This window comes from Rhizobium sp. ARZ01 (assembly GCF_014851675.1).
GTDB lineage: Bacteria > Pseudomonadota > Alphaproteobacteria > Rhizobiales > Rhizobiaceae > Mycoplana.
This window is the reverse complement of sequence record NZ_JACVAE010000003.1, coordinates 540,942-565,978: the sequence shown is the minus strand read 5'-3', so window position 1 is coordinate 565,978 and position 25,037 is coordinate 540,942. Positions and strand designations below refer to the sequence as shown.

Here is a 25,037-nt window from a genome sequence, read left to right as displayed (position 1 = left end):
ACCAGGCAGTGGACTTCAAGGCCCGGCTTCCTACATTCCTGCTTCACTCGACAATGCCGCAGGAGGGAACGCCCGATGAAATCACTCGATATCGAACTCTTTGGCTGCCGGAGTGACAATTTCGGCGTGCTCCTGCATGACCCGGCGACCGGCGCAACCGCCAGCATCGACGCGCCGGAAGAACAGTCGATTCGCGACGCGCTGGCGCGACGCGGCTGGCGGCTGACTCACATCTTCACCACTCACCATCATGCCGATCACGTCGAAGCAAACGCGGCGCTGAAGGCGCATTTCGGCGCGACGGTCATCGGCCCGACACGTGAGGCGGACCGCATTCCCGGCATAGACCAGCGCGTGGACGATGGTGACCGCTTCGACTTTGCGGGACGTCCCGTGGAGGTGATCTGGACGCCCGGCCACACCGCGGGCCACGTCTGCTACTACCTGCCCGACGACCGGCTGCTCTTTGCCGCCGATACGCTTTTTGCGCTCGGCTGCGGCCGCCTGTTCGAGGGCACAGCCGCGCAGATGTGGACATCGCTGTCAAAGCTTGCGGCACTGCCCGAAGAAACTGTCGTCTACTTCGGCCATGAGTACACACTCTCCAACGCACGCTTCGCACTTACAGTCGATCCGGCCAATGCGGCGCTGAAGGAGCGGGCAGCGGAGATCGAGCGTATGCGCTCGGCCGGTCAGTTCACCGCCCCGACCACCATTGGCGTGGAGCGGACGACCAACCCGTTCCTGCGCGCCGCAGATCCGGGGATCCGCAAGGTGCTGGGCATGCCTGATGCAACCGATGCCGAGGTGTTCGCCGAGATCCGCGCGCGCAAGGACCGCTTCTGATGACACTTCAAGAGATCGTCGCCACACTCGGATTGGAACGGCACCCCGAAGGCGGCTGGTATGTTCAGACGTTTCGCGATCCGGAAGGCGGGCCACGAGGGCACTCGACCTCCATTTACTACCTGCTCGAAAGAGGGGAGCGCTCGAACTGGCATCGAGTCAGCGACGCCGCCGAGATCTGGCACTATTACGCGGGCAGCCCCATCGCACTCTCCCTGTCGGATGACGGCAAGGTGAGCCACACCCAGATACTCGGCGTGGACCTGGCACGGGGGGAACGGCCGCAAGTGCTCATTCCGGCGGGCTGGTGGCAATCGGCAGAATCGCTCGGAGATTGGACGCTGGTTGGCTGCACGGTCGCGCCGGGCTTTTCATTCGACGTCTTCGAACTGGCGCCGCCTGGGTGGCAACCCGGGGTCTGAACCCTAATCAGGCGGCTGCCCCCTCGGTGACCGCGCGAGACTTGCGGCCGAAAATCATGTCTTTTGCTGCCAGCACCGCGCCGCCGGTCACCAGAGCGCAGGCTGCCGCAATCCGCCAGGATGGTTCGGCGAAGCCTGACAGGACCAGCACGAGCGTCGACAGCACCGGGGCGGCATAACTTGCAGCACCGAGGATCTGGATGTCTCCGTTCTTGACGCCGTAGTCCCAGGCATAGAAGGCGGCACCGACCGGCAGGAGCCCCAACCCGAGCACCGCAAACCACTCGAAGCCTGTCGCCGGCCACACAGTCGTCTCCAGGGCCAGATGGCAAATGAAGGAGAGGAACGAGGTGGCAAGGCAAAAGCCCGTCACGACGTCCGTGGAAACGGCGTCGAAGCGCCGTGTCAGCAGCGAATAGCCGGACCAGGTGAAGGCGCAGAGGAAGGCGGCCCCGTAGCCCAGCGCATAGGCACCGTCGAAGGCAACGCCGTTACGGGCGACAATCAACACGGTCCCCGCGAGGCCTGCGAACGCACCCGCGACATGGTACCAACGCAACCGCTCACCCGGCAGCATCGCCGAACCCACAACGATCAGAAGCGGCCAGAGATAGGCGATCAGCCCAGCCTCGACAGCCGGTGCATTTCGCAAGGCCGTGAAATAGAGGAAATGATAGCCAAACAGACCGGCGATGCCGACGAGCCAGACCTTTGCCGGCTGCCGCAGGAGCTTCAGACGCTCGGGCCGGGCCACAAGGACGGCAATGCCCGGTAGACTGCCGATCAGAAAACAGATCGCTGAAAGCTGGAATGGGGGCATCTGGCCGGACGCTGCCGTGAACAGCGCCAGAAGCGACCACATCATGATCGCAGAAAACCCGATGAGTGTTGCCTTCAGCTTCACAGCCATTGTCCCCGTATGACGATGTTTTGAACTCAGCCGCCGAAGCGGGTGGCCGAGACGGTGACCGGACCGAGCGCGGTCGGAATTCGGACGTATACCGGCGCATACATATCGACAGCTTCCGCTTTCGCAAACCAAATTTCCATTGACGCCAGCTTGCGAAGATATTCCACGTCCCTACGTCCCTTACGATAGCCCGCACGCGGCACGAAGCGCACGCCGCAGACCTTCACCTCGCCCTCGAAGCCCCTGGTTGAGAAGGACCGTGTGCCCTTGTCGGAGAGCTTGATGTCCATGCGCGACTCGCCATCGAAGATCGGCAATGTCTTCGAGCAGACATTCGTCGAGGCCGGCATGATCAACCCGGATATCGGGTCGAGCACCGAGCGCATGTCGCTTGCCCTCACCGGTACCCAGTTCTTCGGCGGACGCTTGCGTTCCGGACGGATCGATGCGCGGACCACGTCGCCGTTGCGAAACGCCACGTCGATCGCGCGAGCCTTCTTGCCGCTGCGATAGGACATGGAATAGCTGCTTGCTCTCAGTTTTCCGTCTGCCAGCGTTCCGGACACCGAGGTCGTGCCATGCGTGCTCGACAGGATATCAGCGAGCCCGGCGGAATCCATCCGGCCGGAAATCGTGTACCGGCGCCCGTCGAACGCCGAGCGGAAGCTCGCCGTCGCGACCGGAAAACCGGACAGGCGAATGCTGTAGTCAGTGATGTGATTGACATCAGCAGCCGGGGCGGCAGCGGGAGAGCCCGCCAACGCCACCGGAACGGTCATAACTGCAAACCAAGCCCGCCAGCTCATTTTCATGCGCTCCTTGACCCGTATCGACTATAAATTCCATTGCGGCAATTCTACGCCGCTGTTACCCCTTGAGGCGACGGAAACGAGCGGAACCGATCTCGCTATTGGCCGGAAAACGCGGCGATTTGCAACCGTTTTCCCCTAAGGCGACAAGGTTTGACTTGACGCCATCGCCGCGGGTGACTATAGAACCGCCACTTTCCAATAAGGCCAGACGGACGACGGCCGGACACGGTGCCGGAATCGTATTGTCCGAAACCAAAGAAAAATAGGTGCATTCATGTCCCGTAGTTGCGAATTGACCGGCAAGGGCGTCCAGTCGGGCCACAATGTGAGCCACGCCAACAACAAGACCAAGCGCAAGTTCCTGCCGAACCTGTGCAACGTTACGCTGATCTCCGACAGCCTCGGCCAGCGCTTCCGCCTGCGCGTTTCCGCAGCAGCGCTTCGCTCGGTCGAGCATCGTGGTGGCCTCGACGCCTTCCTGCTGAAGGCCGACGAGAACGAACTGTCGATGCGCGCACGCCTGCTGCGCCGCCAGATCGCCAAGAAGGTTGCCGCCTGATATCAGGCGCGATTTTCACTGAGCGTTTTTGAGGCTTGACCGGACAACCGGACAGGCCTCATTTCGTTGAAAACATGGTTCCTCCTCCAACTGGTGGCATCACCCAGGATAAAAAAATGCAAGCGAACCGCATTACCCTTATCTACGTTCTCCTGATGACGCTCGTCGTCGTCGCCTCCAACATCCTCGTCCAGTACCCGCTGCCGTGGACGCTCTTCGGCGTCAATCTCGGGGATATCCTCACCTTCGGCGCCTTCAGCTACCCGGTAGCCTTCCTTGTCACCGACCTGACAAACCGCCAATTCGGCCCCAGGGTTGCACGCAAGGTAGTGATCGCCGGCTTTGCCGTCGCGATCCTGTTCTCCTTCGCCGTCGCCTCCCCGCGCATTGCGATCGCCTCCGGCTCGGCGTTCCTGCTGGGCCAGTTGCTCGACATCTCGGTGTTCAACACCCTGCGCCGCCAGACCTGGTGGCGTGCGCCGCTGGTAGGCTCGCTGATCGGCTCAGCACTCGACACCCTGATCTTCTTCTCGGTTGCGTTCGCGCCGGTCTTCTCGGTCTTCGGCCCGAATGAACCCTTCGCAATCGAGAGTGCACCGATCCTGGGAATTCTTACGGCCGAGGCACAGCGCTGGATTTCCTGGGCGCTCACCGATTTCGGCGTCAAGGTGCTCATGGGCCTCGTCATGCTTCTGCCCTACGGCGCGCTGATGAGCACGCTGAAGCCTATGCCTAGCGTGGAGAAAGCGACAGCGTAAACACCGGCGGGCTCACCGCTCAAGGGCCGCTTCGGGAAACCGGAGCGGCCCTTTTTGTCAGGAATGCTCCGTTCCGCCGATCAGGCGGAACTCCAGCATGAGATTGCGCTGAAGGATCGAGTGGTTGTCGTCGGAGACGACAATGATGCGGATATCGCCGTCCGGCAGCTGGACCACATCCAAACCTTCCATGTTGTCGATCTGGTGGCTCATATCGGCATCGATCAGAACCTCCCCATCCGCAACCGCACCCGGCCGGATGTCCGCCGCCTTGATGCGGCGGATGCGCATGCCGACACCGTCCGAGAGACGGAATCGACGCTCGAGCAGGAGCAGGTCGCCATTGGGCAGGAAGGCACCATCGGTCGCATCATAGGGATCGTTGCGCACAACGGAGAACGTGCCCTTCATCGGTCCGTCAAGGACCGCCGCCAGCAGGTTGCCGTCCTTGTTCAGGCTGCGCTCTGCGACGATCACCGGCGCGCCCGCAAGCGGCCCGTCCGAAGGCGCTACCACCAGCGTCTCGAAGCCACGATTGCTTCTCAGTTCGGCACGAGGAAAGGGAATCTGGTAACTGCGCTTTGGACCTGACGTCTCGAAGCCGGGATCAGGATAGACATCCACCCTGTGGCGCTGCTCGTAGCTGACGATCGCTGCCCCTGGAGCAAGGGCAAGGCCTTCGGCATCCATCTGCACCTTCTTGCCGTTGGCCTGGCCCTCCGCGTTCAGCATTGACGTGACATGCAGTTCGGAGAGACCCGCAAGTGCCCCCTCTTCGTCGCGCTGGATGGCCCCAGTCAGCCAATGACCGGTGTCGAGCCCCGCAACGAAATGTGTGCCGTCGGGACGAAAGCGTATCGAGGAGACCGCGCCCAAAAGCGAATTCGGCGAGGAATATGTGATGCCGCCGACGAATTCGAGCTTGCCAAAAGCGCGCTCACTCGAGCCGACACCGAAGTGCGAGATGACCCGGCTCTCCACCTCCAGCGCGACGCTGGTGGCAGAGCTGGGGGCAGCAACGACTGTTGCGGCGAAGGCGATGGCAAACAGGGTGGACAATCGCTTCATTGGCTTCTCATGCCAAGCGAACGCAGCCGCCCGGGTTCTGGTTGGTGGTCAGCCGGCGCGGCGAAGCCCGCCCGGCCGTCTACGGCCTGTCGTTTCGTCGGCGAAAAGCGAGGCAAGCTGCTCCGTCATCGCACCGGCGAGTTCATCAGCATCGACGATCGTCACGGCGCGGCGATAGTATCGGGTGACATCATGGCCGATTCCGATCGCCAACAACTCGACCGGCGAGCGCGTCTCGATCTGCTCGATCACCGCGCGCAGGTGGCGTTCCAGATAGTTGCCTGGATTGACCGACAGAGTGGAATCGTCCACCGGCGCGCCATCGGAGATCATCATCAGAATGCGGCGTTGTTCGGGCCGGCCGAGAAGCCGGTTGTGCGCCCAGATCAAGGCCTCCCCGTCGATGTTCTCCTTCAAGAGCCCCTCGCGCATCATCAGGCCGAGGTTTCGCCGGGCGCGGCGCCACGGAGCATCCGCCGATTTGTAGATGATGTGGCGCAGGTCGTTGAGGCGACCGGGCGCCTGTGGCTTGCCTCCGGCCAGCCACTTCTCGCGCGACTGACCGCCCTTCCAGGCCTTGGTGGTGAAGCCGAGGATCTCGACCTTGACGCCACAGCGCTCAAGCGTCCGGGCCAGGATATCGGCGCAGGTGGCGGCGACCGTGATCGGGCGACCACGCATCGACCCGGAATTGTCGATCAGGAGCGTCACGACCGTGTCGCGGAAGTTTGTATCCTTCTCCTTCTTGAAGGAGAGCGGCTGCATCGGATCGATGATGATGCGCTGCAGGCGGGCGGAGTCAAGGTATCCCTCCTCCAGATCGAATTCCCATGAGCGGTTCTGCTGCGCCATCAGCCGGCGCTGCAGGCGGTTGGCAAGCCGGCCCACGGCGCCCTGCAGGTGCGCCAGCTGCTTGTCGAGGAACGCGCGCAGCCGGTCGAGTTCCGACTCGTCGCAAAGCTCCTCGGCAGAAATGGTCTCGTCAAACTCCTCGGTGAAGACCGAATAGTCGACCTTCTCGTTGAAGTCGCCGAAGATGCTTGGGCGGCGGACTTCGCCGGGTGTTTCGCTGTCGTCGTCTTCCTCATCGGCAAGATCGTCGTCGGAAATCTCCGCGCCGTCCATCTCGCCTTCTTCCATCTGCTCTTCCGCGGCCTGGTTCTCGTCGGCAGGTGCGGCGTCGTCGCCGGCTTCTTCCTGCGAGTCGCTATCGTCCTGCTCCTGGCTGCGCGGCTGGTCCTCTTCGGTCTCGCTGCCCTGATCGTCCGGCTCGGTGTCCTCCTCGCCGATGTCCTCGGCGACGTTCATGGAGGCCAGCATGTGGCGAACGATCTTCGCGAAAGCCTGCTGGTCGTTTATCGCCGACTGCAGGTCGGGGAAATCGGTGCCCGCCTTGTCCTCGATGAAATCGCGCCAGAGGTCGAGCACCTTGCCGGCGGATGCGGGCGGCTTCTGTCCGGTGAGCTTCTCGCGAACCAGCAGCGCCACCGCTTCTTCGAGCGGAGCATCGGCCTGGCGCGTGATCGCGCCGAAGTTGGCCCTGGCGTACTTCTCCGACAGCATGGAATTGATGTTGGCTGCCATGCCGCTCATGCGGTTCGTGCCGATCGCCTCGACACGGGCCTGCTCCACCGCGTCAAAGACGGCGCGCGCGTCCGTGCCCGGCGGCGACATCGTGGCGTGGATGCGGGCGTCGTGACAGGCCTTGCGCAGCGCCATGGAGTCGCCGAGCCCACGTGTGACGGCCAACTCCTCCAGTGTCGGGCGCTTGGAAAGCTCCGGCAGGCGAATGCGCTCGCCGGTCATGCCGGGTCGCTCGTTGGCGAACACCACCTCGACCTCGGCATCGCCGGCGACCGAGCGGACGCAGCCGGTCAGTGCCCGCCGAAACGGCTCGACATCCACCGGGGCACCCGGTCTTGGCCTGGAATTGTCACCGCGAGCAGCCATATTTCACCCGCCCGGCCCTCAGGCCGTCGCCTCCAGCACGATGTTGGCGGCGCTCTCCTTCAGCTCGACACCGAAGGCGCGCTGGTAGTGCTCGGCGACCAGTGCCCGCTCCAGTTCATCGCACTTGTTGAGGAAGGTGACGCGGAAGGCGAACGCGATATCGCCGAAGATTTCCGCATTCTCCGCCCAAGTGATGACGGTGCGCGGGCTCATGACGGTCGAAAGATCGCCGTTGATGAACGCCGCACGCGTCAGGTCGGCGACGCGGACCATGCGCGAAATGGTCTCGCGACCGTCCTTCTTGCCGGAAAGCGCTTTCACCTTGGCAGCGACAATATCGACTTCGTTGTCGTGCGGCAGGTAGTTCAGCGTGGTCACGATCGACCAGCGGTCCATCTGCGCCTGGTTGATCTGCTGGGTGCCGTGATAGAGGCCGGTCGTGTCGCCGAGGCCAACCGTGTTGGCGGTCGCGAACAGGCGGAAGGCAGGGTGCGGACGGATAACGCGGCTCTGGTCAAGCAGCGTCAGACGGCCGGAGGATTCGAGAACGCGCTGGATAACGAACATCACGTCCGGGCGGCCGGCGTCGTACTCATCGAAAACGAGCGCGACGTTGTGCTGGTAGGCCCAGGGCAGGATGCCGTCCTTGAATTCGGTGACCTGCATGCCGTCCTTGACGACGATCGCATCCTTGCCGACGAGATCGATACGGCTGACATGGCTGTCGAGGTTGACTCGGACACACGGCCAGTTGAGGCGGGCCGCCACCTGCTCGATATGGGTGGACTTGCCGGTGCCGTGATAGCCGGACACCATCACGCGACGGTTGTGGGCGAAGCCCGCAAGAATTGCGAGTGTCGTCTGGCGGTCGAACAGGTAGTCGGGATCGAGATCCGGCACGTAGGCATCCGCCTTCGAATAGGCGGGAACGCGAATATCCGTATCAATGCCGAAAACCTCCCGTACCGAAACTGTGGTATCCGGGAGGTTTGAAATGTCGAGATCCATCTTGCTCATAATGTCTCCGCAGCAGACGCCGCTTGCATCCGCCCTATGTCCTGTTGCTGCCGACCTGCTCTAGCAGAAGCCGGCCTGCTTTAACAATTGATATGCTTGAATGACCGCCCGAAAACGCTCTTCAGATCCCCTGTCTCCGCCATTTGCATCCGGATGGTGCTTTTTGACAAGGGCCTTGTAGGCAGTCTTGATGTCCTCGGCCGTGGCATTGGCATGCAAGCCCAGCGTGTCGAAAGCTTTTGCCTCAAGCGTCTTCAGCTTTCGGGCACGCGGTTCCATCCGCGGCCCACGTCCCCGCCCTTCATTGACGAACCCGAATGGATCGCGAATGCGCTGTTGTGCGCCTGCCGTGCCAGACCGAACATTTCCATGCGCCGGGCCGCCCTTTGCCGCCTTGTTGACGCCGATTGTCCAGGTTGGGCGATGACCGGTGATCGCTTCCTTCTGATAACGCGCGATCTCCGAATCGGAGAGGCCGGAGAAATAGTTGTAGCCCTTGTTGTAGTCCTTCACGTGCTCGAAGCAGAAGAGGAAGAACTGACCTTCGGCATTGCGACCGACTGGCGCACGATGGAGGCCGGGCTTGTCGCAACCGTCCCATTGGCACGTCGGCGCAATGGGTTCCGGGCGCTCCACGCGCCGGCGCGTCCGGATCCGGTCGAAGTATTTGGAATCGAGTTTCATGGGTCCAATTATGGGACTCGTGGCGAGTCACAACAAGAATTGACAAAGCGGATTGTTGCTGGCTTTTTGGGCCATTTTTTCGCGCAGAACACCATGGCTTTGCGCCAGATACAGGACAGCAGATGTCAGTGAAATCCCGGATCGAATATAAGTTGACCGAGGCGCTTTCGCCAGAGCGGCTCGAAGTGATCAACGAAAGCCACCTGCACGCCGGCCACCAGCCGGGTTTCACCGGCGCAGGCGAGACCCACATGCGCATCCGCATCGTCTCTGCACGGTTTGACGGCGTGAGCCGCGTCGCCCGGCACCGGATGGTCAACGACCTGGTAAAGGACGAGTTCGACGCGGGCCTGCATGCGCTGGCGATCGAAACGGCAGCACCTGGAGAGCCTGTGCGCTGGTAGTCAACCCCGCCCCGCGGCTCCTTCCGCCGGGCGAATGCGCAGCTTGGTGATGCGGTTTTTCACCCGCTTCATGACGAGGAAGCGCTTGCCATGAAACGTGAACGCCTGCCGCTCCTCGGGGATCGACTTCGATTCGTGAATGACGAGGCCGGCAATCGTCGTCGCCTCCTCGTCCGGCAGCGTCCAATCGAGCGCGCGGTTCAGGTCGCGTATCGCCACGCTGCCGTCCACGACGATTGAGCCGTCCGCTTCCTGCCGCACACCCTGGATGTCGATGTCGTGCTCGTCGGAAATGTCGCCGACAATTTCCTCCAGAATGTCCTCGAGCGTGACAAGCCCCTGGACCTCGCCATACTCGTCGACCACGACGGCAAAATGCAGCTTGCGCCGAAGGAACGCGTTCAACTGCTCCTTGAGGCTTGTCGTATCCGGAACGAACCAGGGCTTTTCCGCAGCCTTGACGATATCGACAGTGGTCGCATCCACGCCCGGTTCGGCAAGCGCGCGCAACAGGTCCTTGGCGTGAACAACGCCGATGATGTTGTCGGTCGCGCCGCGCCAAAGCGGCATGCGCGTGTACGGGCTTTCAAGAACCGTGCGTACGATCGTCTCCGGCGCCTCGTCGGCATTTAGACCACGCATTGCGGTCCGGTGCACCATGACGTCGGAAACTTCGAGTTCGCTGAAATCGAGCATCCCTGCGGACCGGTCCTGCTTCGCCCCGTCGCGCGCCGTCGCTTCGCTTGCTATGCGCCCGTCGCCGGACGGCGGCAGAAGCGCGGCGTTCCGCGCGGGCGACAAGCCGAAAAGCCCGCACAACCGACGCAGGATGCCGAAGTTCTGGCTCATCGCGGAAGCTTTTCCTTCAGGAAAGTGAGGACTTCGGAAGCAGGAACGTCGTCCGCTACGAAGGACTGCCCAATGCCATGCGTGAGGATGAAGGTGAGCTTGCCACCCTTGACCTTCTTGTCCTGCGCGATTGCATCCATCAGGGCCTCAGCCGGTGGCAGGCCACCGGGAATGGCATCCATCGACACCGGCAGGCCGACATCCTGCAGATGCACCTCCACACGGCGTGCATCGTCGGGGCTGGCGAGATTCATGCGCGCGGAAAACTGGTGCGCCAACACCATGCCGATGGCGACGCCTTCGCCATGCACGAGGCGGGCGCTGTCATACTCGGTCGCCGCTTCGAGCGCGTGGCCGAAGGTGTGGCCCAGGTTGAGTAGCGCACGCAGGCCGTTCTCGCGTTCGTCGGCCGCGACCACATTCGCCTTGGCCTGGCAACTCGTCGCGATCGCCTCGATCCTGGCCTCGCCGCCCGAAAAAATGTCACGCCAGTTCTTTTCGAGCCAGGCAAAGAAGTCCGGCTTGTCGATCAGGCCGTACTTGGCGACTTCGGCGTAGCCGGCACGGAATTCGCGCGGCGAAAGCGTGTCGAGCACGTCGGTATCGGCGAGCACCAGATCCGGCTGGTGGAACACGCCGAGCAGGTTCTTGCCATGGCGCGAGTTGATACCGGTCTTGCCGCCGACCGAAGAATCGACCTGCGCCAACAACGACGTCGGCACCTGGATGAAGCGCGAGCCGCGCCGAACGATCCCCGCCGCAAACCCGGTGAGATCACCGATGACGCCGCCCCCGAGCGCCACGACAGCATCGTTACGCTCGATACGCGCGCCGAGCACGCCGTCGCAAACCGTCATCAGATGCTCGAAGCTCTTCGTTTTTTCGCCTGCCGGCAGGGTCTGCGACACGGCCTCGATGCCGCTCTCTCTCAGCGAGCGCAGGAAGGGCTCGAGGTAGACCGGCGCGACGTGCTCGTCCGTCACCACGGCGATCCGGCGGCCCTTCAGCCGCGCGCCGATTTCCGCGCCGGCAGCCGAAATCAGGCCCGGCCCGATGAGGATGTCGTAGGAGCGATCGCCAAGATCGACGCGGACGGTGCGCCGGGCGGCGGTGGAAGAGCTGTTCATGCGGATCACTTCTCGATTGGGTTGGCGGCGATGGCGGCAAGCACCTCCTCGACCACCATTTCTTTCTTCACGTCGCGCGAAAGAACCGTGAGGTCCGCTTCCGCATAGATGGGATAACGCGCGCTCATCAGGTTTTCGAGCGTTTGCTTTGGATTTTCCGTCTTCAGGAGCGGGCGGGTGTCGCGCTTGTTGACCCGTTCCCACAGCACCTCGATATCGGCCTTGAGCCAGATGGTGAGGCCGCCGCGCTTGATGTGCCTGCGCGTGCGCTCGTTGATGAAGGCCCCACCGCCTGTCGAGACGACCCGCGGCCCGGTCTTGAGCAGACGCTTCATGACCCGCGCCTCCAGCGCGCGGAACTCTTCCTCGCCATAGGCTGCAAAGAGATCCGAAATCGACATGCGCGAGACACGCTCGATCTCATGGTCGGAATCAATGAATGGCACGGACAGCGCCTGGGCCACCAGGCGTCCGATCACCGACTTCCCGGCGCCCATCAACCCCACCAGAACGAGGTTGCGCTTGCCAAGCGCCATCCGCGCTTGCTTTGCGAGCTCCGGGGAGGACGTTTCCATCAGGCCGATCATCAGGGAGTTCCGGTTGTTGCTTCCTTCGGTATCTGCAAAAGCATCGGAAGCGTCAAGTGTTTGAGCGTCAATGACGTCTTGCGCTCATTCCCCCTCGGGGCGATATAGGATGGGTGTCCCACGGAGCGCGCAATGCCCACACTCTTCCGTTTCCTGTTCTTCTGTGCGGTTGTCGCCGGCTTGATTTATGGGGCGATGGTCGCACTTGTTGCTTTCGTCGAGCCGCACGAACGGGACGTGACCATTCGTATTCCCTCCGAGCGGGTGAACACGCAGCCATGACGGACCGGTCGGCAATCCAGATCGAGGCTTTCCTGGAGATGATGAGCGCAGAGCGTGGGGCGGCTGCGAACACCCTTTCATCCTACGAACGCGACCTCGATGATGCCCGGTCCTTCCTGTTGGAGCGGCAAGTGCGAATGACCGAGGCCGTACCGGACGACCTTCGGGCTTATCTCGGCCACCTGGCACGGCAGGGCTTCAAGGCTTCCTCGCAGGCAAGACGGCTTTCCGCGCTTCGCCAGTTCTACAAGTTCCTCTACGCCGAGGGCCTGCGCGGCGACGATCCGACCGGAATCCTCGATGCGCCGCGCAAGGAGCGGGCACTGCCGAAGACGCTCTCGGTAGACGACGTCACCCGTCTCATTGGCCTTGCGGAGACGGAAGCGCGGGCGGCGGGAGCAGATCGCCTCCAGCGGTTGCGGATGCATGCGCTGATCGAGCTTCTGTACGCCACCGGCATGCGCGTCAGCGAACTCGTCGCGCTACCCGCAACGGTTCTCACGCAGAACAGCAGATTCCTGGTGATCAAGGGCAAGGGCAACAAAGAGCGGCTGGTGCCGCTGTCGCGCTCGGCAATCTCGGCATTACAAACCTACGGCGCAGCCCTCGCCACCGAGCAAGCGGAGCAGGAGGACGCCAAGGAAAGTCCCTTTCTCTTTCCTTCCACCGGCAAGCAAGGCTATCTGCCCCGGCAGGTGTTCGCGCGCGAGCTGAAAGCGCTCGCGTCGCGGGCGGGGATTCGTGCTGCAACGCTTTCACCGCATGTCATGCGCCATGCCTTTGCAAGCCATCTCCTGCAGAACGGCGCCGACCTGCGTGCGGTCCAGGAACTCCTCGGCCACTCGGACATTTCGACCACGCAGATTTATACGCATGTGCTAGAAGAGCGCCTGCATCGGCTGGTGCAGGAACATCACCCCCTTGCCAAACAGGCAAAAAAACCGGATTAGAGCCGCCATTCCGCCGTCAACGCCCGATAGGTGCGCTGACGGAACAGTTGGAGCAAACGATCGGAAACGCATCTCATGCACAATTACCTCGACTTCGAAAAACCCATCTCTGACCTCGAAGGCAAGATTCATGAGCTGCGCAAGCTCGCCGAAGAGGACCAGAGCATTGACACGTCGGACGAGGTCGGACGGCTCGAGGCGCGTGCGCGCGACGCGATGGTCGATATCTACTCCAAACTGACCCCCTGGCAGAAGACGCAGGTTGCCCGGCACCCGCAGCGCCCGCACTTCCTCGACTATGCGGCAAAGCTGTTCGAAGAATTCACACCGCTTGCCGGCGACCGCAAGTTCGCCGAGGACGAGGCGATCCAGGCCGGCCTCGGCCGCTTCCGCGGCCAGTCGGTCGCCATCATCGGCCAGGAAAAGGGCAACGACACCAAGTCGCGCCTGAAGCACAATTTTGGCAGTGCCCGCCCCGAAGGCTACCGTAAGGCGATCCGGGTCATGGAGATGGCGGACCGCTTCGGCCTGCCGATCATCACACTTGTGGATACCGCAGGTGCCTATCCCGGCATCGGCGCCGAGGAACGCGGCCAGGCCGAAGCGATCGCGCGCTCCACCGAAACGTGCCTCAACGTGCGCGTTCCGATCGTTTCCGTCGTGCTCGGCGAAGGTGGCTCCGGCGGTGCGATCGCGATTGCCACCGGTGATCGCGTCTACATGCTGCAGCACGCGATCTACAGCGTGATTTCGCCGGAAGGTGCTGCTTCCATCCTGTGGCGCGATTCCACCCGCGCGAAGGAAGCTGCGAGCAACATGAAGATCACGGCCGACGACCTGAAGTCGCTCGGCATCATCGACGGCATCATCCCCGAGCCGCTCGGCGGTGCCCATCGCGATCCAGACGCTGTGATCACGGCGACCGGCAACGTCGTTTCCGATGCGTTGCGCGACCTTTCGGCAAAACCCGGCGATCAGTTGCGCCGCGACCGCCGCCAGCGCTATCTGAACATTGGCCGGCAACTCTAAGCGGAATTCCGCGCCGATACACCAGTTATGCACAGGGATGCGGGAATGTGGCCAAACCTTGGACATATTCCCGTGGTTTCAGCGTATCCACAGATCGCGAGCTTTGCGAAGGATTCCAGGTTAACGCTTGATTAAGTATAAGCGGGTATGATTCCGTGTCCGCCGCGCGGGCATAGACGACGAAGCCCGGATTTTTTTGGAACTGAGCATGCGCCTTAAGGTACTCGCCGCCGTTTCATTGCTTGCCGTAGCCGCTGCCGGCTGCACCAACGAGACGCTCGACAGCGTCGGCAGCAGCGTTGACGTCAAAAAGGTTTCCAACAAGACGCAGTACCAGCTGTCTAGCCAGGTCCTCTCCAAGATGGCTTCGCTGAACATCGACCGCAATGCGCCGGTCATGCTTCGCATTTTGAAGGAAGAGGGAACGCTGGAGGTCTGGAAGGCCGATCGCTCCAACCGCTTCCAGATGATCAAGACCTACAAGATCTGCGCCTGGTCCGGCAAGCTCGGTCCGAAGGTGAAGGAAGGCGACCGGCAGGCACCGGAGGGCTTCTACCCGCTCGGCCCGCAGCACATGAACCCGAATTCACAGTACTATTTGGCGATCAACACGGGCTTCCCGAACCGGTACGACCAGGCCAACGGCTTCTTCGGCACCAACCTGATGATCCATGGCGCCTGCTCGTCCTCCGGTTGCTATTCGATGACCGACGAGCAGATCATCGAAATCTTCGCCTTCGCCCGTGACGCCTTCAAGGGCGGCCAGAAGGCGGTCCAGCTTCAGGCCTTCCCTTTCCGCATGACCGCGGAAAACATGGTGCGGCACCGCGACAATCCGAACATCGAATTCTGGAAGATGCTGAAGGTCGGTTACGACCACTTCCAGATCACCAAGCGTCCGCCCGAAATTGCTGTTTGCGACAAGAAATACGTATTCAATCAGCAGGCTGCGGATGGCAGCGCCCTTAGCGGCGGCGCGCAGTGCCCAGCCATGTCGACGCCCGCCTCGCTTCAGGTCGCCCTCATTACCTACGACAAGGCCTACGCCGCCGAATACGCGAAGATGATGAGGAAGTACGAGGGCACCATCTGGCTCGAGCCTTCGGAAGCCCAACGCAAGGCGATCGTCGCCGACAAGCGCAAGGGCCGTGAACTCGCCTATGCTCCAACCGGCAATTCGATCGACGCCGGCAAGCTGATGAAGGTTCGCGACATCGAGGCCGAGAAAAAGAAGGCCGAGGAAGAGGCGCAGCGCAAGATCGAGATGGCCGAGAAGGCAAAGCAGGAAGAGGAAGCCCGCAAGGCAGCCGAACTGCAGAAACTTGCCGACGACGTCGCCGCGGAGAAGGCAGAGCAGAAAGCGGCCGGCGCCACCGGCGGCGTTGCCGTCCCCGTTAGCAATCCGGGGCCTGCTTCCGTTCAGGCACAGGCCGAAGCGGCAAAGAAGCCTTTCTGGAGCCTCTGGTCGAACAAGAACACAGCCGCAACCGGCGCTGCGGGGGCAGCCACGACGACGGCTACTGCCGGGCAGCAGCCGCAGCAGACCGGCGCGGAGCCCGCACAAAAAGCCGCCGCGGCGAGTACTGTTCCGAATACCGGCGAACAGAAACCGCAACAGCAGCCGCAGCACCCACGGCAAGCGGATGCAGGGACCGGCGTCACCGGCGACGGCACCTCGTTGACGGCCCCCGCGCCTCAAGCGACCGCCGATGCCGGCACGACGCAGAAAGCCCCGTTCTGGAAGTTCTGGAAGAAGCAATGAGCCTCGCCGCTACAGGTGCGACCGACGTCTATGACCTCAAAGGGTTGAAATGTCCGTTGCCGGTTCTGAAGACGAAGAAGCGACTGGAACAGCTGCCGGCGGGTGCCGAGCTCTGGATCGAAACCACCGACCCGCTCGCCGTCATCGACATCCCGCATTTCTGCAGCGAGTACGGCCACACGCTCGAGGCCAGCGATAGGACCGACGGCGGCCACCGATTTCTGATCCGGAAGAAACCCTAGACATCCACAGCTGTATATCGGCTCTTGCCTCTCTTCTTCGCTGGGCCTATAGGGCCCTGCATCGGTAGAAGGAGATTTATGCACAGAAGCCCAAGTTTAGAACCGCTTTGACGCGGTGGCGCCGAGCGCCCCTGCGGGCGCTATTCTGTGTACTCCAATCTACGGATTATCATGAAAAACGTGGACCTTTGCATCCGCGCCTATGAAGAGGCGGTGGATCTTGAGAAGCTGTCGGCCATCTGGTTCGACGCGTCTATTCGCGCGCATGCGTTTATCGGCGAGATGCGCTTACAAGAGCAGCGCGTCGTAGTTGAAACGCTCTATCTTCCCAAGGCCGAAACCTGGGTCGCATGCCACCAGGGAGAGCCGGTCGGCTTCATCAGCCTCCTGGACACCTTCATCGGCGGGCTGTTCGTCTCTCCCAAACAGCAAGGGCTCGGTGTCGGCCGGACGCTGGTGAGCCATGCCCTCAGACTGAAAGGCGAACTATGCCTGGAGGTCTATACTCGAAATGCGCAGGCATATGGTTTCTACAAGGGCCTAGGCTTTGAAGAAATCTCCCGGCGAGCGCTGGACGACGAGGGCCTGCCGTTCGAGAATGCGCGCATGCGCCTGATGGCCTGACCGTTCGGCAGGGCGGTAAAAGCCGCCCTGCCAGACATCGGATCGACTTATGAGGTTAGAGCCGCATTCCCGGCACGGCCAGTGGATTGTCCTCCAGCGCCGCGCGATCCGGGCGGTCGATGCGGGGCTTTCCGACAAAAGCGTCAAAGAGGTCGCGGACGAACTCTTCCGGCAGATCCTTTGTGATCAGCACCATACGCGTACGTCGGTCAGATGGGTCAGGCCAGGCGGCAAGCCGTTCCGGCGGGTGAAACACGGCCTGCACCCCGTGCAGCACCAGTGGACGCTCCGGATTATCGGACAGGGCCACGATCGCCTTCATCCGCAACAGCTTGTCGCCATGGGCGGAGCGCAGGAGATCGATGAACATGTCGAGCGCCATCGGATCAATCGGGCGGTCGTGCACGATCGCGTAGGAACGGATCGATGCGCTGTGACGGGTCACGTCATGGGCGTGCTGATGAAAATGCGCGTCTTTGCCGTGCGCATGATCATGGTCGTGATCGTGCGAATGATGGTGGTGCGCGTCGTCATGCGCCTCGTCGCTCAACCAGCGCCCCACGTCGGCGATCTTCGAGCCCGGGTCATAGAGGCCGCAGGCCAGCAAGGCAGGTCCGATCGCCGCCGGATCGTCTCCATCAATGATGGCCGCCCTCGGGTTGAGTTCGGCCAGTGCCCGCTTCAGCGATGTGATCGCCCCGGCATCAGCGAGCGTTGATTTGGTCAGCACGAGACGGTCAGCGACAGCGGCCTGCTTGATCGATTCCGGATGCCCGGCGAGCGTCGAAAGACCGTTCACCGCGTCGACAAGCGTGATCACGCCATCGAGCCGGAAGGAATGAGCGATGACCGGATTGCCGATGACGGCCTGAAGCACCGGCGCAGGGTCGGCCAGTCCGGTGGTCTCGATAACGACGCGTTTCAGCGCCCGAATGCGGCCGGTCTGCAGGCGGTCCATCAGGTCGGCGAGCGTATCGACCAATTCACCGCGAACCGTGCAGCACAGGCAGCCATCTGAGAGTTCGATGATGCCATCGCCCGAGCGCTCGACCAGGAGATGGTCGATCCCGATCTCGCCGAACTCGTTGATGATGACGGCGGTGTCGGTGAGGTCCGGATGCTTGAGCAGCCGGTTCAGCAAAGTCGTCTTTCCAGCCCCGAGAAAACCGGTCAGGATGGTGACCGGCACGGTGCGATCAGCGGCGGACATGGCGAATTCCTGCTTAGAAGGTTGGCCGCGGCACGGGGATCGGAACGTTGGCGGCGTCGCCAACGTCTCCCACAGCCGCCTGCTCGTTCGCGCCGGCCTTCGCCGCACCGCCGGCGATCAGGCCGGCGAAAACGAACCGCGGCGGCCGGTTCATCTCGCGAATAAAGGGAGACAACAGCTTTTGGCGGCCCGCCTCGTCACGACCTTCGCTACGCACCTTCGCCGCATGCTGGCTACAGATTTCCTTGGATATGTCAGCGACCTCACCGGTGTTGCCGTAGGGAGCAAGTCCGCCGAGCGTCGGGCCGCCACCCCGCTCCGTCAGTCCCTTCTGCAACATCCGCGCCGATTCGTCGGCGCGCGCGCCGAGGCTTTCCCCGCCGAGGACGACCGAGACGACGCTGCGGCCGTTGCGGGTGGCCGAGGAGACCTGGTTGAAGCCGGAAGCGCAGATGAAGCCTGTCTTCATGCCGTCGGCACCGTCAAACCGGCCGATCAGCATGTTGTAGTTCGGATATTGCTTTTTGCCGGTGGTGAAGCCTTCCAGCGCGAAGTACGGCGCGTATTGCGGAAACTCGCGCTTCAGCGTCACGGCGAGAACAGCGAGGTCGCGAGCCGTCGTGTATTGACCCTTGCCGGGCAGGCCGTTCGGATTGATGAAGTGCGACGAACTCATGCCGATGCGGGCCGCTTCCGCGTTCATCCGGCCGACAAAGCCCTGCTCTGAGCCGCCGACAGCTTCCGCGATCGCCACGGAAACGTCGTTCGCCGACTTGATCAGCATGATCTTGAGCGCGCTGTCGAGCGTGAGCGACTGACCGGGCTTGAAGTACATCTTGCTCGGAGGCTCCGCCGCGGCGTTCTTCGTCATCACCACGGGCGTTTCAAGCGTGATCTCGCCCGCCTTGATCGCGCGAAACACCGTATAGGCCGTCATCAGCTTGGTCAGCGAGGCAGGATACCATTTGCGGAAGGCATCGTGGTGCTCGATCACCTTCAGCGTGTTCACGTCGACGAGCAGGCGCGGTCCGGTATCCGCCAGGGCGGTGTTGGCCAGCAGGGTCGTGGCAAGTACCGTGGTTGCTCCAATGCATGCCATTGTGCGGCGCATGAACCGTTCAGCAATCTGCAAGTGCCTGTCCTCGGAAAATCGGGAGTTGTCTCGAACGCTCCGCCTATTTAGCCTATATGGCATGCTGATGGCAAAGCCCTCGATTGGAGAAAGGCCGATTTTCGGCCGCAACGGTGACAGGAAAAGCGCATGCCCATTTTGAACCGCGCCGCAGAACTGCAGGACGAGATCGCCGGCTGGCGCCGCCAGATCCACCAACATCCGGAAACGATGTTCGCGGTCGAGAAGACCGCTGCCTTCGTCGCCGACAAGCTCCAGGAATTCGGCGTGGACGAGGTGACCGGCATCGGCCGCACCGGCGTCGTCGGGCTGATCAAGGGGCGAGCCGCAGGTCGCACGATCGGCCTTCGCGCCGACATGGACGCGCTGCCGATCACCGAGACGACGGGTAAGCCCTGGGCCTCGACGGTGCCGGGCAAGATGCACGCTTGCGGCCACGACGGGCATACGGCCATGCTGCTGGGCGCCGCCAAATACCTGGCCGAGACCCGCAACTTCGACGGAAACATCGCGGTCATCTTCCAGCCGGCCGAGGAAGGCGGCGGGGGCGGCAACGAGATGGTCAAGGACGGCATGATGGAGCGCTTCCGGATCGAAGAGGTCTATGGCATGCACAACATGCCCGGCATGCCGGTCGGCCAGTTCGGCACCCGCAGCGGCCCGATCATGGCCGCCACAGACGAGTTCGACATTGTCGTAAAGGGCCGCGGCGGCCATGCCGCGCAACCGCACCGCACGATCGATCCGGTCGTCATCGGCGCGCAAGTCGTCACGACGCTGCAGACGCTCGTCTCGCGCAACACCGACCCCATCGCCTCGCTCGTCGTCTCGGTAACGAAGTTCAACGCCGGCTTTGCTCACAACGTCATCCCCGAGGAGGCGAGACTGGGCGGAACCGTGCGCACGCTCAATCCCGCCCTGCGCGAGGAGGCCGAAACCCGCATCCGCCAGGTCTGCGCCGGAATCGCCACGGCCAACGGGGCGGAGATCACTGTCTCCTACCAGCGCAACTATCCGGTCGTGGTCAATCATGAGGTCGAAACGGGACATGCCGTGGCGGTGGCAGGCGAGATCGCGGGGTCTGGCAATGTCAACGACACACTCAACCCGATGATGGGTGGCGAGGACTTCGCCTATATGTTGCTCGCCCGTCCGGGCGCCTTCATCTTCATCGGCAACGGCGACACCGCTGGCCTCCACCATCCGGCCTACGACTTCAACGACGACGCGATCCCGCATGGCGTAAGCTATTGGGTCAAGCTGGCCGAAGCACGGTTGGCGGCGTAACATCTCTGCGGCGAACTGCAGATGTTCGCCGCAGCCAGCCCACGGGCACCGAATTGCCGGCGAAAGCCGGCGAAAATCGCTTGGCTTCAAGCGCCGGCTTTGTATGGGTGCTGTCAGTGGTCCCATAGCTCAGCAGGATAGAGCGCCTTCAGGGGAAAAACTTTACCTGTTGCCGCAAATTCCCTGCGGCGCACTGGATAACCGGTAACTTTACTGGTGTCCCTCTCAGATTGGCGGTTGGGCAGATGCGTCAGCGGATCGTTTGGATGCGTCCGAAGGTATTGATCTTAGCAAAAGCATCAGGTACGAACCGGAGCGCAATGTCAGAGTTTGTCCACGTAGCTCAGCAGGATAGAGCACAGGATTCCTGAAGTAATTGGGGGTTGCGGTCGGAAACACCGCAATCGATCTGCTCAAAGTCGGGGAACGCTTCGCTGGTCTTTCAGCATGCCAATCCCGAGCCAAGCCTCGGAGAAATTCGCGGAAGGTGTAGAGACTGGATGGGCAGCACCTAAACGTCCACGGACGCACGGTGAAGGGACAGTCCAGACCACGAACGCCATGCGGCGACGAAAGTCGAAGTGGTATGAATCCTGGGGTCGGAGGTTCGAATCCTCTCGTGGACACCATCCTGCAGCGCTCTTATGACTGCGAGTTGATCGACGACGGTGGATAGTTCGAGGAGGAGCAGACAGCACTTGCGTGCCGTCTGCTAATCAAGGATCAGAGGGCGGAGCCGGCCTTACGCCCACGACGATAGTCGTCTACGAACGTGCAGAGGTCGTTGAATAGATCGGCATCCATGATGGCGCTCCCGACGGGAGTTCGACGCGAAACCTTCAAGGCGATCTCGTCAATCTCGAATCCGCGTTTGTCGACGTCCCCCAACCAATCACCAAGGGCGCCGGGTACGGCATTATACTTGGTTTTGTCCGGGCCGTTTTGCAACTTCTCCATCCGACTGCCGGCCCGCCGTCAAAGCACCGTCCTGCGTCATACGGGCATAACTCGATATCGACATTACAGAACTCCACTTTCGACGGGGAGGAAACCGCAGCCGCAATGGAGGCATCCTGAAGAGCGACCGTTCGCGATCGCGCCTGCTCGAGCTCCAAGCTTTTGAATCCGCTGTTCGGCGAGAATGGAACGAGCGGAGTTGCCCGTGCACAAGAAGAGCACATTGTAGGTTTTGTCGGTCATGGTCGTTGTCCGTGGTTAGATCGGAGGTCTGCTGAGTTTCATGATTGCGGCCGATGCCGGGCAAATGCCCGAAAGCTGGCGGGTCGCGAGAACGGCAGTCGGCACATCGCCACGCTCGACCACAACGAAGCCGAGGTTTTCGAAGAACGGAGCGGCGGTCGTCGTAGCCAGGTAGACTGCCGAGCTTTCTCTGGCGGCTTTCAGCGTTTCCTTGGTCGGCGATTTTCCAAGTCCTCTGCCCCGATGTTCGGGCAAGATGACGATTGACCTGAGGAGGACCGCGTCGCCGCACGTTTCGATGCCAGCGTAGCCATCCGTGCCGCCATCGGAGGTAACCGCCCTGAAGAACGAACGTCCCGGGTCTTCAAGGTCTTCGGTCGGAAGACCGGAAATCGACAACGCCTGCTTCAGTCCGGCATCGCATCCCGGGACCGGTTCCAGCCTGATGTCGTTCATGACGCCTTCATCTCGGGTCCGCAGCAAGGCGCAAGTTCTGCGATCAGCGGCGCACAGAGTTCGGCCGATCCGCCGCAGCAGTCTTTCAATAGCGCAGTCCATGGAGGTCGGCTCGATAGATGATCGAGCGGCTCTGCCGTTCGCTTGTCACCAGTCCCGCGCGCGACAGGGTGGCGAGGTGGGCGGACATGGTATTCTGCGGAACGTCGAGAAGGCGGGCGAGTTCGCCGGCAGGCACCCCATCGGGCTCGTGCCGGACGAGAAGCCGAAATGTCTCGAGCCTTGTAGACTGGGCAAGTGCGGCAAGCGCACCAATTGCTGCATTGTCATCCATATATCCAGCACAATGGATATCGTGACGCTGTCAATGCTCGCTCGGCGCGACGCTAGACTCTTGCTGGCTGAATGATTGCGCGACGCCACGCTGGCAGAAACGCGCAGTCATCTGCCAGCTTGCATCGGCGAAGCCTAAATCTTCACCAACATCGCGGTCGCGTACATGAAGGCGACGCCGACACCCATGCCTGCCATGACTGGTGTGGTAAGCAGCCCGGTCAAGCGTCCCTCAAGGTTTCTGGCCATTGATGCCGTCACTTCCACGATCACCTGCAGGATTGCACCGGCTCCCATCGCGAGTGCGAGCGCCGACCAATGTGGGGCGTAGGTGAGGCTACCCAGCCAGATGCCGACGACGGCTGGTCCGCCCGCCAGCAAGGCCAGCGCGCCGAACCGCCAGAGCGGCGGTTTTTCCTTCAGGATCGGTGAGGCGATGGCGATGCCTTCGGTGACGTTGTGCAGTGTGAAGCCCATAACCAGGAAGGTGCCTAGCCCGGCAGCACCCGCTGCGAAGGCTGCGCCGATGGCAAGCCCCTCCCCGAGATTGTGAAGCCCGATGCCAAGCGCGATGTAGGTGGCGAGCGCCAGGCCGCTCGGCCTGCCCTCGCGGCGCGAGATGGCCATCAGCAACAGGAACGCTGCGGCGGCAGCGAGAAACACCATTGCCGACCCCTGGAAGATCGCGGCGGATTGCGCCGCAAACTCAAGTGCCTCGTCGATCGTATCGATGAACAGAAAGCCGAGCAGACCGACCGTCATCGCCAGCAGGAAGCTCATCATCCACGGCCCGGCTCCCCGAAGAGCCGGATAAAACATCAGGCCGATCACGATCGGGACAATGCCGACAAAGGCACCGAGCAGAGCCTGCGACGTCAGGGTGCCGGACGTTGCGACCGGCGTCGGCACGGCGACGGAAATCTGGTGCTCGAACGTTGCGCCCGTGCTGGTGACCAGCGTCACCTTATGCGCCTCCCCAACCACCCAAGGGAACGGGACGGAAATCCAGGCGGTGCTGCCGCGCGCGATCGGTCCGGGCGGGGTCTGATCGAACTGCCAGTAGGCCGCATCCACCTGAACCTGAGCGATGTTCATCGCCTCCGAACCGCCTCCGCGAACGAGAAGGCGCAATCCGTTGTGGTCGAGGATCGTGCGTTCGACCGTCAGATTCTCGACCGGCGGTGCGCCGTTGTTGAAGCCGGCGAGCGGGTTGGCGGCCACAAGCCACCAGAACACCGCGATCAGAACCGCGAATGGGGCAAACAGCCACAACAGGTTCCGTCGCTTTGCTCTGATTTCAAGTGGCCGAGTGCCTTCGATAGTCACATGCTCGTTCATGACAGTGCCTCGACGACATCGAACATGCCCATCCAGCCGAGTTCGGTAAATTCCGACTGGTGTGCGTGGAACATGTAGAGACCAGGCTCATGATTCTGGTCGGCGTAGTTGAATTCGAGAATGCCTCGCTGCGCCTGGCACTGGGTGATGAGGTCGACGGTCCTCAGCGTCGGGGTCAGCGTCGTACCCGTGTCGAAATAGTTGAGGAAGTTGCCGTGGAGGTGGAAGGAGTTGATCGGGTCGAACTCGGTTACGTTCACCAGATAGATGCGGATCGGGCGGTTACGCGCCACCTTGATCGGCTGCTTGGCATAACAGTGGGCGATGGTGTTGCAGGCGTAGAACTCGTTCTCGCCATCGAAATTAGTGTCGAAGGCGTTCATCACCATCGCCAGTTCCTGCCACTCGGCATTCTCCGGCGAGCCAAGCAGACGCGAGCGGGCGACATCGGCGAACTCGGGATGCCGCGCGGGATCGGGATCGACCACGAACATGCCGTACATGCCTTTGTGCATGTGTCTGGCAAGCGGCAGCGCATGGCAGTGATAGAGGTGGCAGCCGAACGGCTTGGCGTCGAACTCGTAGACGAATTCTTCGCCGGGTTGGATGACGCCGGCACCCGGAACACCGTCCATCCGCGCTGCATGAATCCCGTGGAAGTGCATCGAGTGAGGATGCGAGCCGTTGTTCTTGAAGACGATCCGCAGCCGGTCACCTTCGGTGGCGCGAAGCGCAGGCCCGGGAACGCGGCCATTGAATGTCCAGGCGGGAAACATCACGCCGGGCGCGATCTCGATCTCCTTCTCCTCCGCTGTCACCTCGAAAGTTCGCAGACGACGGCCGTCGGGCGGCATCGACACCTCGCCCGTGTACCAGTCGGTCAGCATCGCGGTCGGATCGAAGCCGTTGCGCGCGTTGTCGACTTCGCCGACGGTGATCATCGCGCCGTGGGAGGTCGCGTGATTGGGCTTAGCATCGGTGGCGGCGGAGGCGGAGCTGCCGCCATGGCCAGCGTGGCCAGCGGGCATGGGCTGCTGGCCGAGAGTCTCACGGGCTGTCGCGGCCGCGCTAGCCGTGGCGACAAGGCCAGCGCCGAGAAATCCCCGTCGACTGAGGAGGGACGGCAACCATCGAACCATGATCGATTCCTTATATAGCACCTTCAATTAATAGAAGCACAGCGCCAAGATTATAGCAAT

General features: G+C 62.2%; 26 protein-coding genes and 3 pseudogenes. 12 read left to right on the top strand and 17 right to left on the bottom strand.

Annotated features, from left to right (window positions below; genetic code table 11):
* Nucleotides 1-75: 75 nt before the first annotated feature.
* Nucleotides 76-846: a hydroxyacylglutathione hydrolase gene (gloB, locus tag IB238_RS19970; protein WP_192251067.1), complete on the top strand. Its 771-nt coding sequence runs from the start codon at nucleotides 76-78 to the stop codon at nucleotides 844-846.
* Nucleotides 846-1,268, top strand: coding sequence for a cupin domain-containing protein (locus tag IB238_RS19965; RefSeq protein ID WP_192251064.1), 423 nt, complete (start codon nucleotides 846-848; stop codon nucleotides 1,266-1,268). The genes gloB and IB238_RS19965 overlap by 1 nt, the downstream gene beginning before the upstream one ends.
* A 7-nt stretch (nucleotides 1,269-1,275) precedes the next feature.
* On the opposite strand, the gene IB238_RS19960 is transcribed toward IB238_RS19965, so the two are convergent.
* Together IB238_RS19960 and IB238_RS19955 are read right to left on the bottom strand one after the other, a co-directional pair.
* A complete protein-coding gene (locus tag IB238_RS19960; RefSeq protein WP_192251061.1) occupies nucleotides 1,276-2,172 on the bottom strand; it encodes an EamA family transporter in 897 nt (298 codons plus the stop codon).
* A 32-nt stretch (nucleotides 2,173-2,204) separates the two neighbouring features.
* Nucleotides 2,205-2,957, bottom strand: a complete 753-nt coding sequence (locus tag IB238_RS19955) for a DUF3108 domain-containing protein (protein ID WP_246723748.1) — start codon at nucleotides 2,955-2,957, stop codon at nucleotides 2,205-2,207.
* A 307-nt stretch (nucleotides 2,958-3,264) separates the two neighbouring features.
* Between IB238_RS19955 and rpmB the strand changes: the two genes are divergently transcribed.
* A complete protein-coding gene (rpmB, locus tag IB238_RS19950; RefSeq protein WP_192251054.1) occupies nucleotides 3,265-3,549 on the top strand; it encodes a 50S ribosomal protein L28 in 285 nt (94 codons plus the stop codon).
* Nucleotides 3,550-3,665: 116 nt separating this feature from the next.
* Nucleotides 3,666-4,307: a VUT family protein gene (locus tag IB238_RS19945; protein ID WP_192251051.1), complete on the top strand. Its 642-nt coding sequence runs from the start codon at nucleotides 3,666-3,668 to the stop codon at nucleotides 4,305-4,307.
* A gap of 57 nt (nucleotides 4,308-4,364) precedes the next feature.
* Here IB238_RS19945 and IB238_RS19940 read toward each other — a convergent pair whose 3' ends face one another.
* From IB238_RS19940 to IB238_RS19925, 4 genes are read right to left on the bottom strand one after another with little or no spacing between them, the layout of a single operon-like run.
* Nucleotides 4,365-5,375 (bottom strand): esterase-like activity of phytase family protein, encoded by a 1,011-nt coding sequence (locus IB238_RS19940; RefSeq protein WP_192251048.1) that lies wholly within the window; start codon nucleotides 5,373-5,375, stop codon nucleotides 4,365-4,367.
* Between the two features lie 48 nt (nucleotides 5,376-5,423).
* The gene (cobT, locus tag IB238_RS19935; RefSeq protein WP_192251045.1) at nucleotides 5,424-7,325 is read right to left on the bottom strand and encodes a cobaltochelatase subunit CobT; all 1,902 of its coding nucleotides are present in this window, start codon (nucleotides 7,323-7,325) and stop codon (nucleotides 5,424-5,426) included.
* Between the two features lie 18 nt (nucleotides 7,326-7,343).
* Complete coding sequence (gene cobS, locus IB238_RS19930; protein WP_192251042.1) at nucleotides 7,344-8,342, bottom strand: cobaltochelatase subunit CobS; 999 nt, start codon at nucleotides 8,340-8,342, stop codon at nucleotides 7,344-7,346.
* Between the two features lie 60 nt (nucleotides 8,343-8,402).
* Nucleotides 8,403-9,035, bottom strand: a complete 633-nt coding sequence (locus tag IB238_RS19925; RefSeq protein WP_192251343.1) for a J domain-containing protein — start codon at nucleotides 9,033-9,035, stop codon at nucleotides 8,403-8,405.
* Between the two features lie 113 nt (nucleotides 9,036-9,148).
* Here IB238_RS19925 and IB238_RS19920 point away from each other — a divergent pair, with 113 nt between their 5' ends.
* Nucleotides 9,149-9,430 (top strand): BolA family protein, encoded by a 282-nt coding sequence (locus IB238_RS19920; protein ID WP_192251039.1) that lies wholly within the window; start codon nucleotides 9,149-9,151, stop codon nucleotides 9,428-9,430.
* Here the strand turns inward: IB238_RS19920 and IB238_RS19915 are convergent.
* From IB238_RS19915 to IB238_RS19905, 3 genes and pseudogenes are all read right to left on the bottom strand, one after another.
* A pseudogene (locus IB238_RS19915) lies at nucleotides 9,431-10,261 on the bottom strand (transporter associated domain-containing protein); the annotation flags it as partial.
* A 14-nt stretch (nucleotides 10,262-10,275) separates the two neighbouring features.
* Entirely contained in the window at nucleotides 10,276-11,406 is a 1,131-nt protein-coding gene (gene aroB / locus IB238_RS19910) for a 3-dehydroquinate synthase (RefSeq protein WP_192251033.1), read from the bottom strand.
* 5 nt (nucleotides 11,407-11,411) lie between these two features.
* On the bottom strand, nucleotides 11,412-11,993 hold the full coding sequence (locus IB238_RS19905) for a shikimate kinase (RefSeq protein ID WP_192251030.1): 582 nt from the start codon (nucleotides 11,991-11,993) through the stop codon (nucleotides 11,412-11,414).
* A gap of 132 nt (nucleotides 11,994-12,125) precedes the next feature.
* On the opposite strand from IB238_RS19905, the gene IB238_RS19900 reads away from it, so the two are divergent.
* From IB238_RS19900 to IB238_RS19875, 6 genes are all read left to right on the top strand, one after another.
* Nucleotides 12,126-12,275: a hypothetical protein gene (locus IB238_RS19900; protein WP_192251027.1), complete on the top strand. Its 150-nt coding sequence runs from the start codon at nucleotides 12,126-12,128 to the stop codon at nucleotides 12,273-12,275.
* Entirely contained in the window at nucleotides 12,272-13,225 is a 954-nt protein-coding gene (gene xerD / locus IB238_RS19895; RefSeq protein ID WP_192251024.1) for a site-specific tyrosine recombinase XerD, read from the top strand. Before IB238_RS19900 ends, xerD begins: the two co-directional genes overlap by 4 nt.
* 75 nt (nucleotides 13,226-13,300) lie before the next feature.
* Nucleotides 13,301-14,254, top strand: a complete 954-nt coding sequence (locus tag IB238_RS19890; protein ID WP_192251021.1) for an acetyl-CoA carboxylase carboxyltransferase subunit alpha — start codon at nucleotides 13,301-13,303, stop codon at nucleotides 14,252-14,254.
* 208 nt (nucleotides 14,255-14,462) lie between these two features.
* Entirely contained in the window at nucleotides 14,463-16,016 is a 1,554-nt protein-coding gene (locus tag IB238_RS19885) for a murein L,D-transpeptidase family protein (RefSeq protein WP_246723729.1), read from the top strand.
* Entirely contained in the window at nucleotides 16,013-16,258 is a 246-nt protein-coding gene (locus IB238_RS19880) for a sulfurtransferase TusA family protein (RefSeq protein WP_192251018.1), read from the top strand. The genes IB238_RS19885 and IB238_RS19880 overlap by 4 nt, the downstream gene beginning before the upstream one ends.
* Before the next feature lie 171 nt (nucleotides 16,259-16,429).
* Nucleotides 16,430-16,882, top strand: coding sequence for a GNAT family N-acetyltransferase (locus tag IB238_RS19875; RefSeq protein ID WP_192251015.1), 453 nt, complete (start codon nucleotides 16,430-16,432; stop codon nucleotides 16,880-16,882).
* A gap of 55 nt (nucleotides 16,883-16,937) precedes the next feature.
* Here the strand turns inward: IB238_RS19875 and IB238_RS19870 are convergent, their stop codons facing one another.
* Nucleotides 16,938-18,092: a GTP-binding protein gene (locus IB238_RS19870; RefSeq protein WP_192251012.1), complete on the bottom strand. Its 1,155-nt coding sequence runs from the start codon at nucleotides 18,090-18,092 to the stop codon at nucleotides 16,938-16,940.
* A 13-nt stretch (nucleotides 18,093-18,105) separates the two neighbouring features.
* Nucleotides 18,106-19,224, bottom strand: coding sequence for a D-alanyl-D-alanine carboxypeptidase family protein (locus IB238_RS19865; RefSeq protein WP_246723728.1), 1,119 nt, complete (start codon nucleotides 19,222-19,224; stop codon nucleotides 18,106-18,108).
* Between the two features lie 129 nt (nucleotides 19,225-19,353).
* Here IB238_RS19865 and IB238_RS19860 point away from each other — a divergent pair, with 129 nt between their 5' ends.
* On the top strand, nucleotides 19,354-20,511 hold the full coding sequence (locus tag IB238_RS19860; RefSeq protein ID WP_192251009.1) for a M20 aminoacylase family protein: 1,158 nt from the start codon (nucleotides 19,354-19,356) through the stop codon (nucleotides 20,509-20,511).
* Nucleotides 20,512-21,234: 723 nt separating this feature from the next.
* On the opposite strand, the gene IB238_RS19855 is transcribed toward IB238_RS19860, so the two are convergent.
* From IB238_RS19855 to IB238_RS19835, 6 genes and pseudogenes are all read right to left on the bottom strand, one after another.
* Nucleotides 21,235-21,468, bottom strand: coding sequence for a hypothetical protein (locus IB238_RS19855; RefSeq protein WP_192251006.1), 234 nt, complete (start codon nucleotides 21,466-21,468; stop codon nucleotides 21,235-21,237).
* 153 nt (nucleotides 21,469-21,621) lie between these two features.
* Nucleotides 21,622-21,711 (bottom strand): annotated as a pseudogene (locus IB238_RS24640) (arsenate reductase ArsC); the annotation flags it as partial.
* 15 nt (nucleotides 21,712-21,726) lie between these two features.
* A complete protein-coding gene (arsN2, locus tag IB238_RS19850; RefSeq protein WP_192251003.1) occupies nucleotides 21,727-22,167 on the bottom strand; it encodes an arsenic resistance N-acetyltransferase ArsN2 in 441 nt (146 codons plus the stop codon).
* A pseudogene (locus tag IB238_RS19845) lies at nucleotides 22,164-22,501 on the bottom strand (metalloregulator ArsR/SmtB family transcription factor). Before IB238_RS19845 ends, arsN2 begins: the two are co-directional and overlap by 4 nt.
* Before the next feature lie 134 nt (nucleotides 22,502-22,635).
* Nucleotides 22,636-23,838, bottom strand: a complete 1,203-nt coding sequence (locus IB238_RS19840; RefSeq protein WP_192251000.1) for a metal transporter — start codon at nucleotides 23,836-23,838, stop codon at nucleotides 22,636-22,638.
* Complete coding sequence (locus IB238_RS19835) at nucleotides 23,835-24,977, bottom strand: multicopper oxidase domain-containing protein (RefSeq protein WP_192250997.1); 1,143 nt, start codon at nucleotides 24,975-24,977, stop codon at nucleotides 23,835-23,837. The genes IB238_RS19840 and IB238_RS19835 overlap by 4 nt, the downstream gene beginning before the upstream one ends.
* Nucleotides 24,978-25,037: the final 60 nt, after the last annotated feature.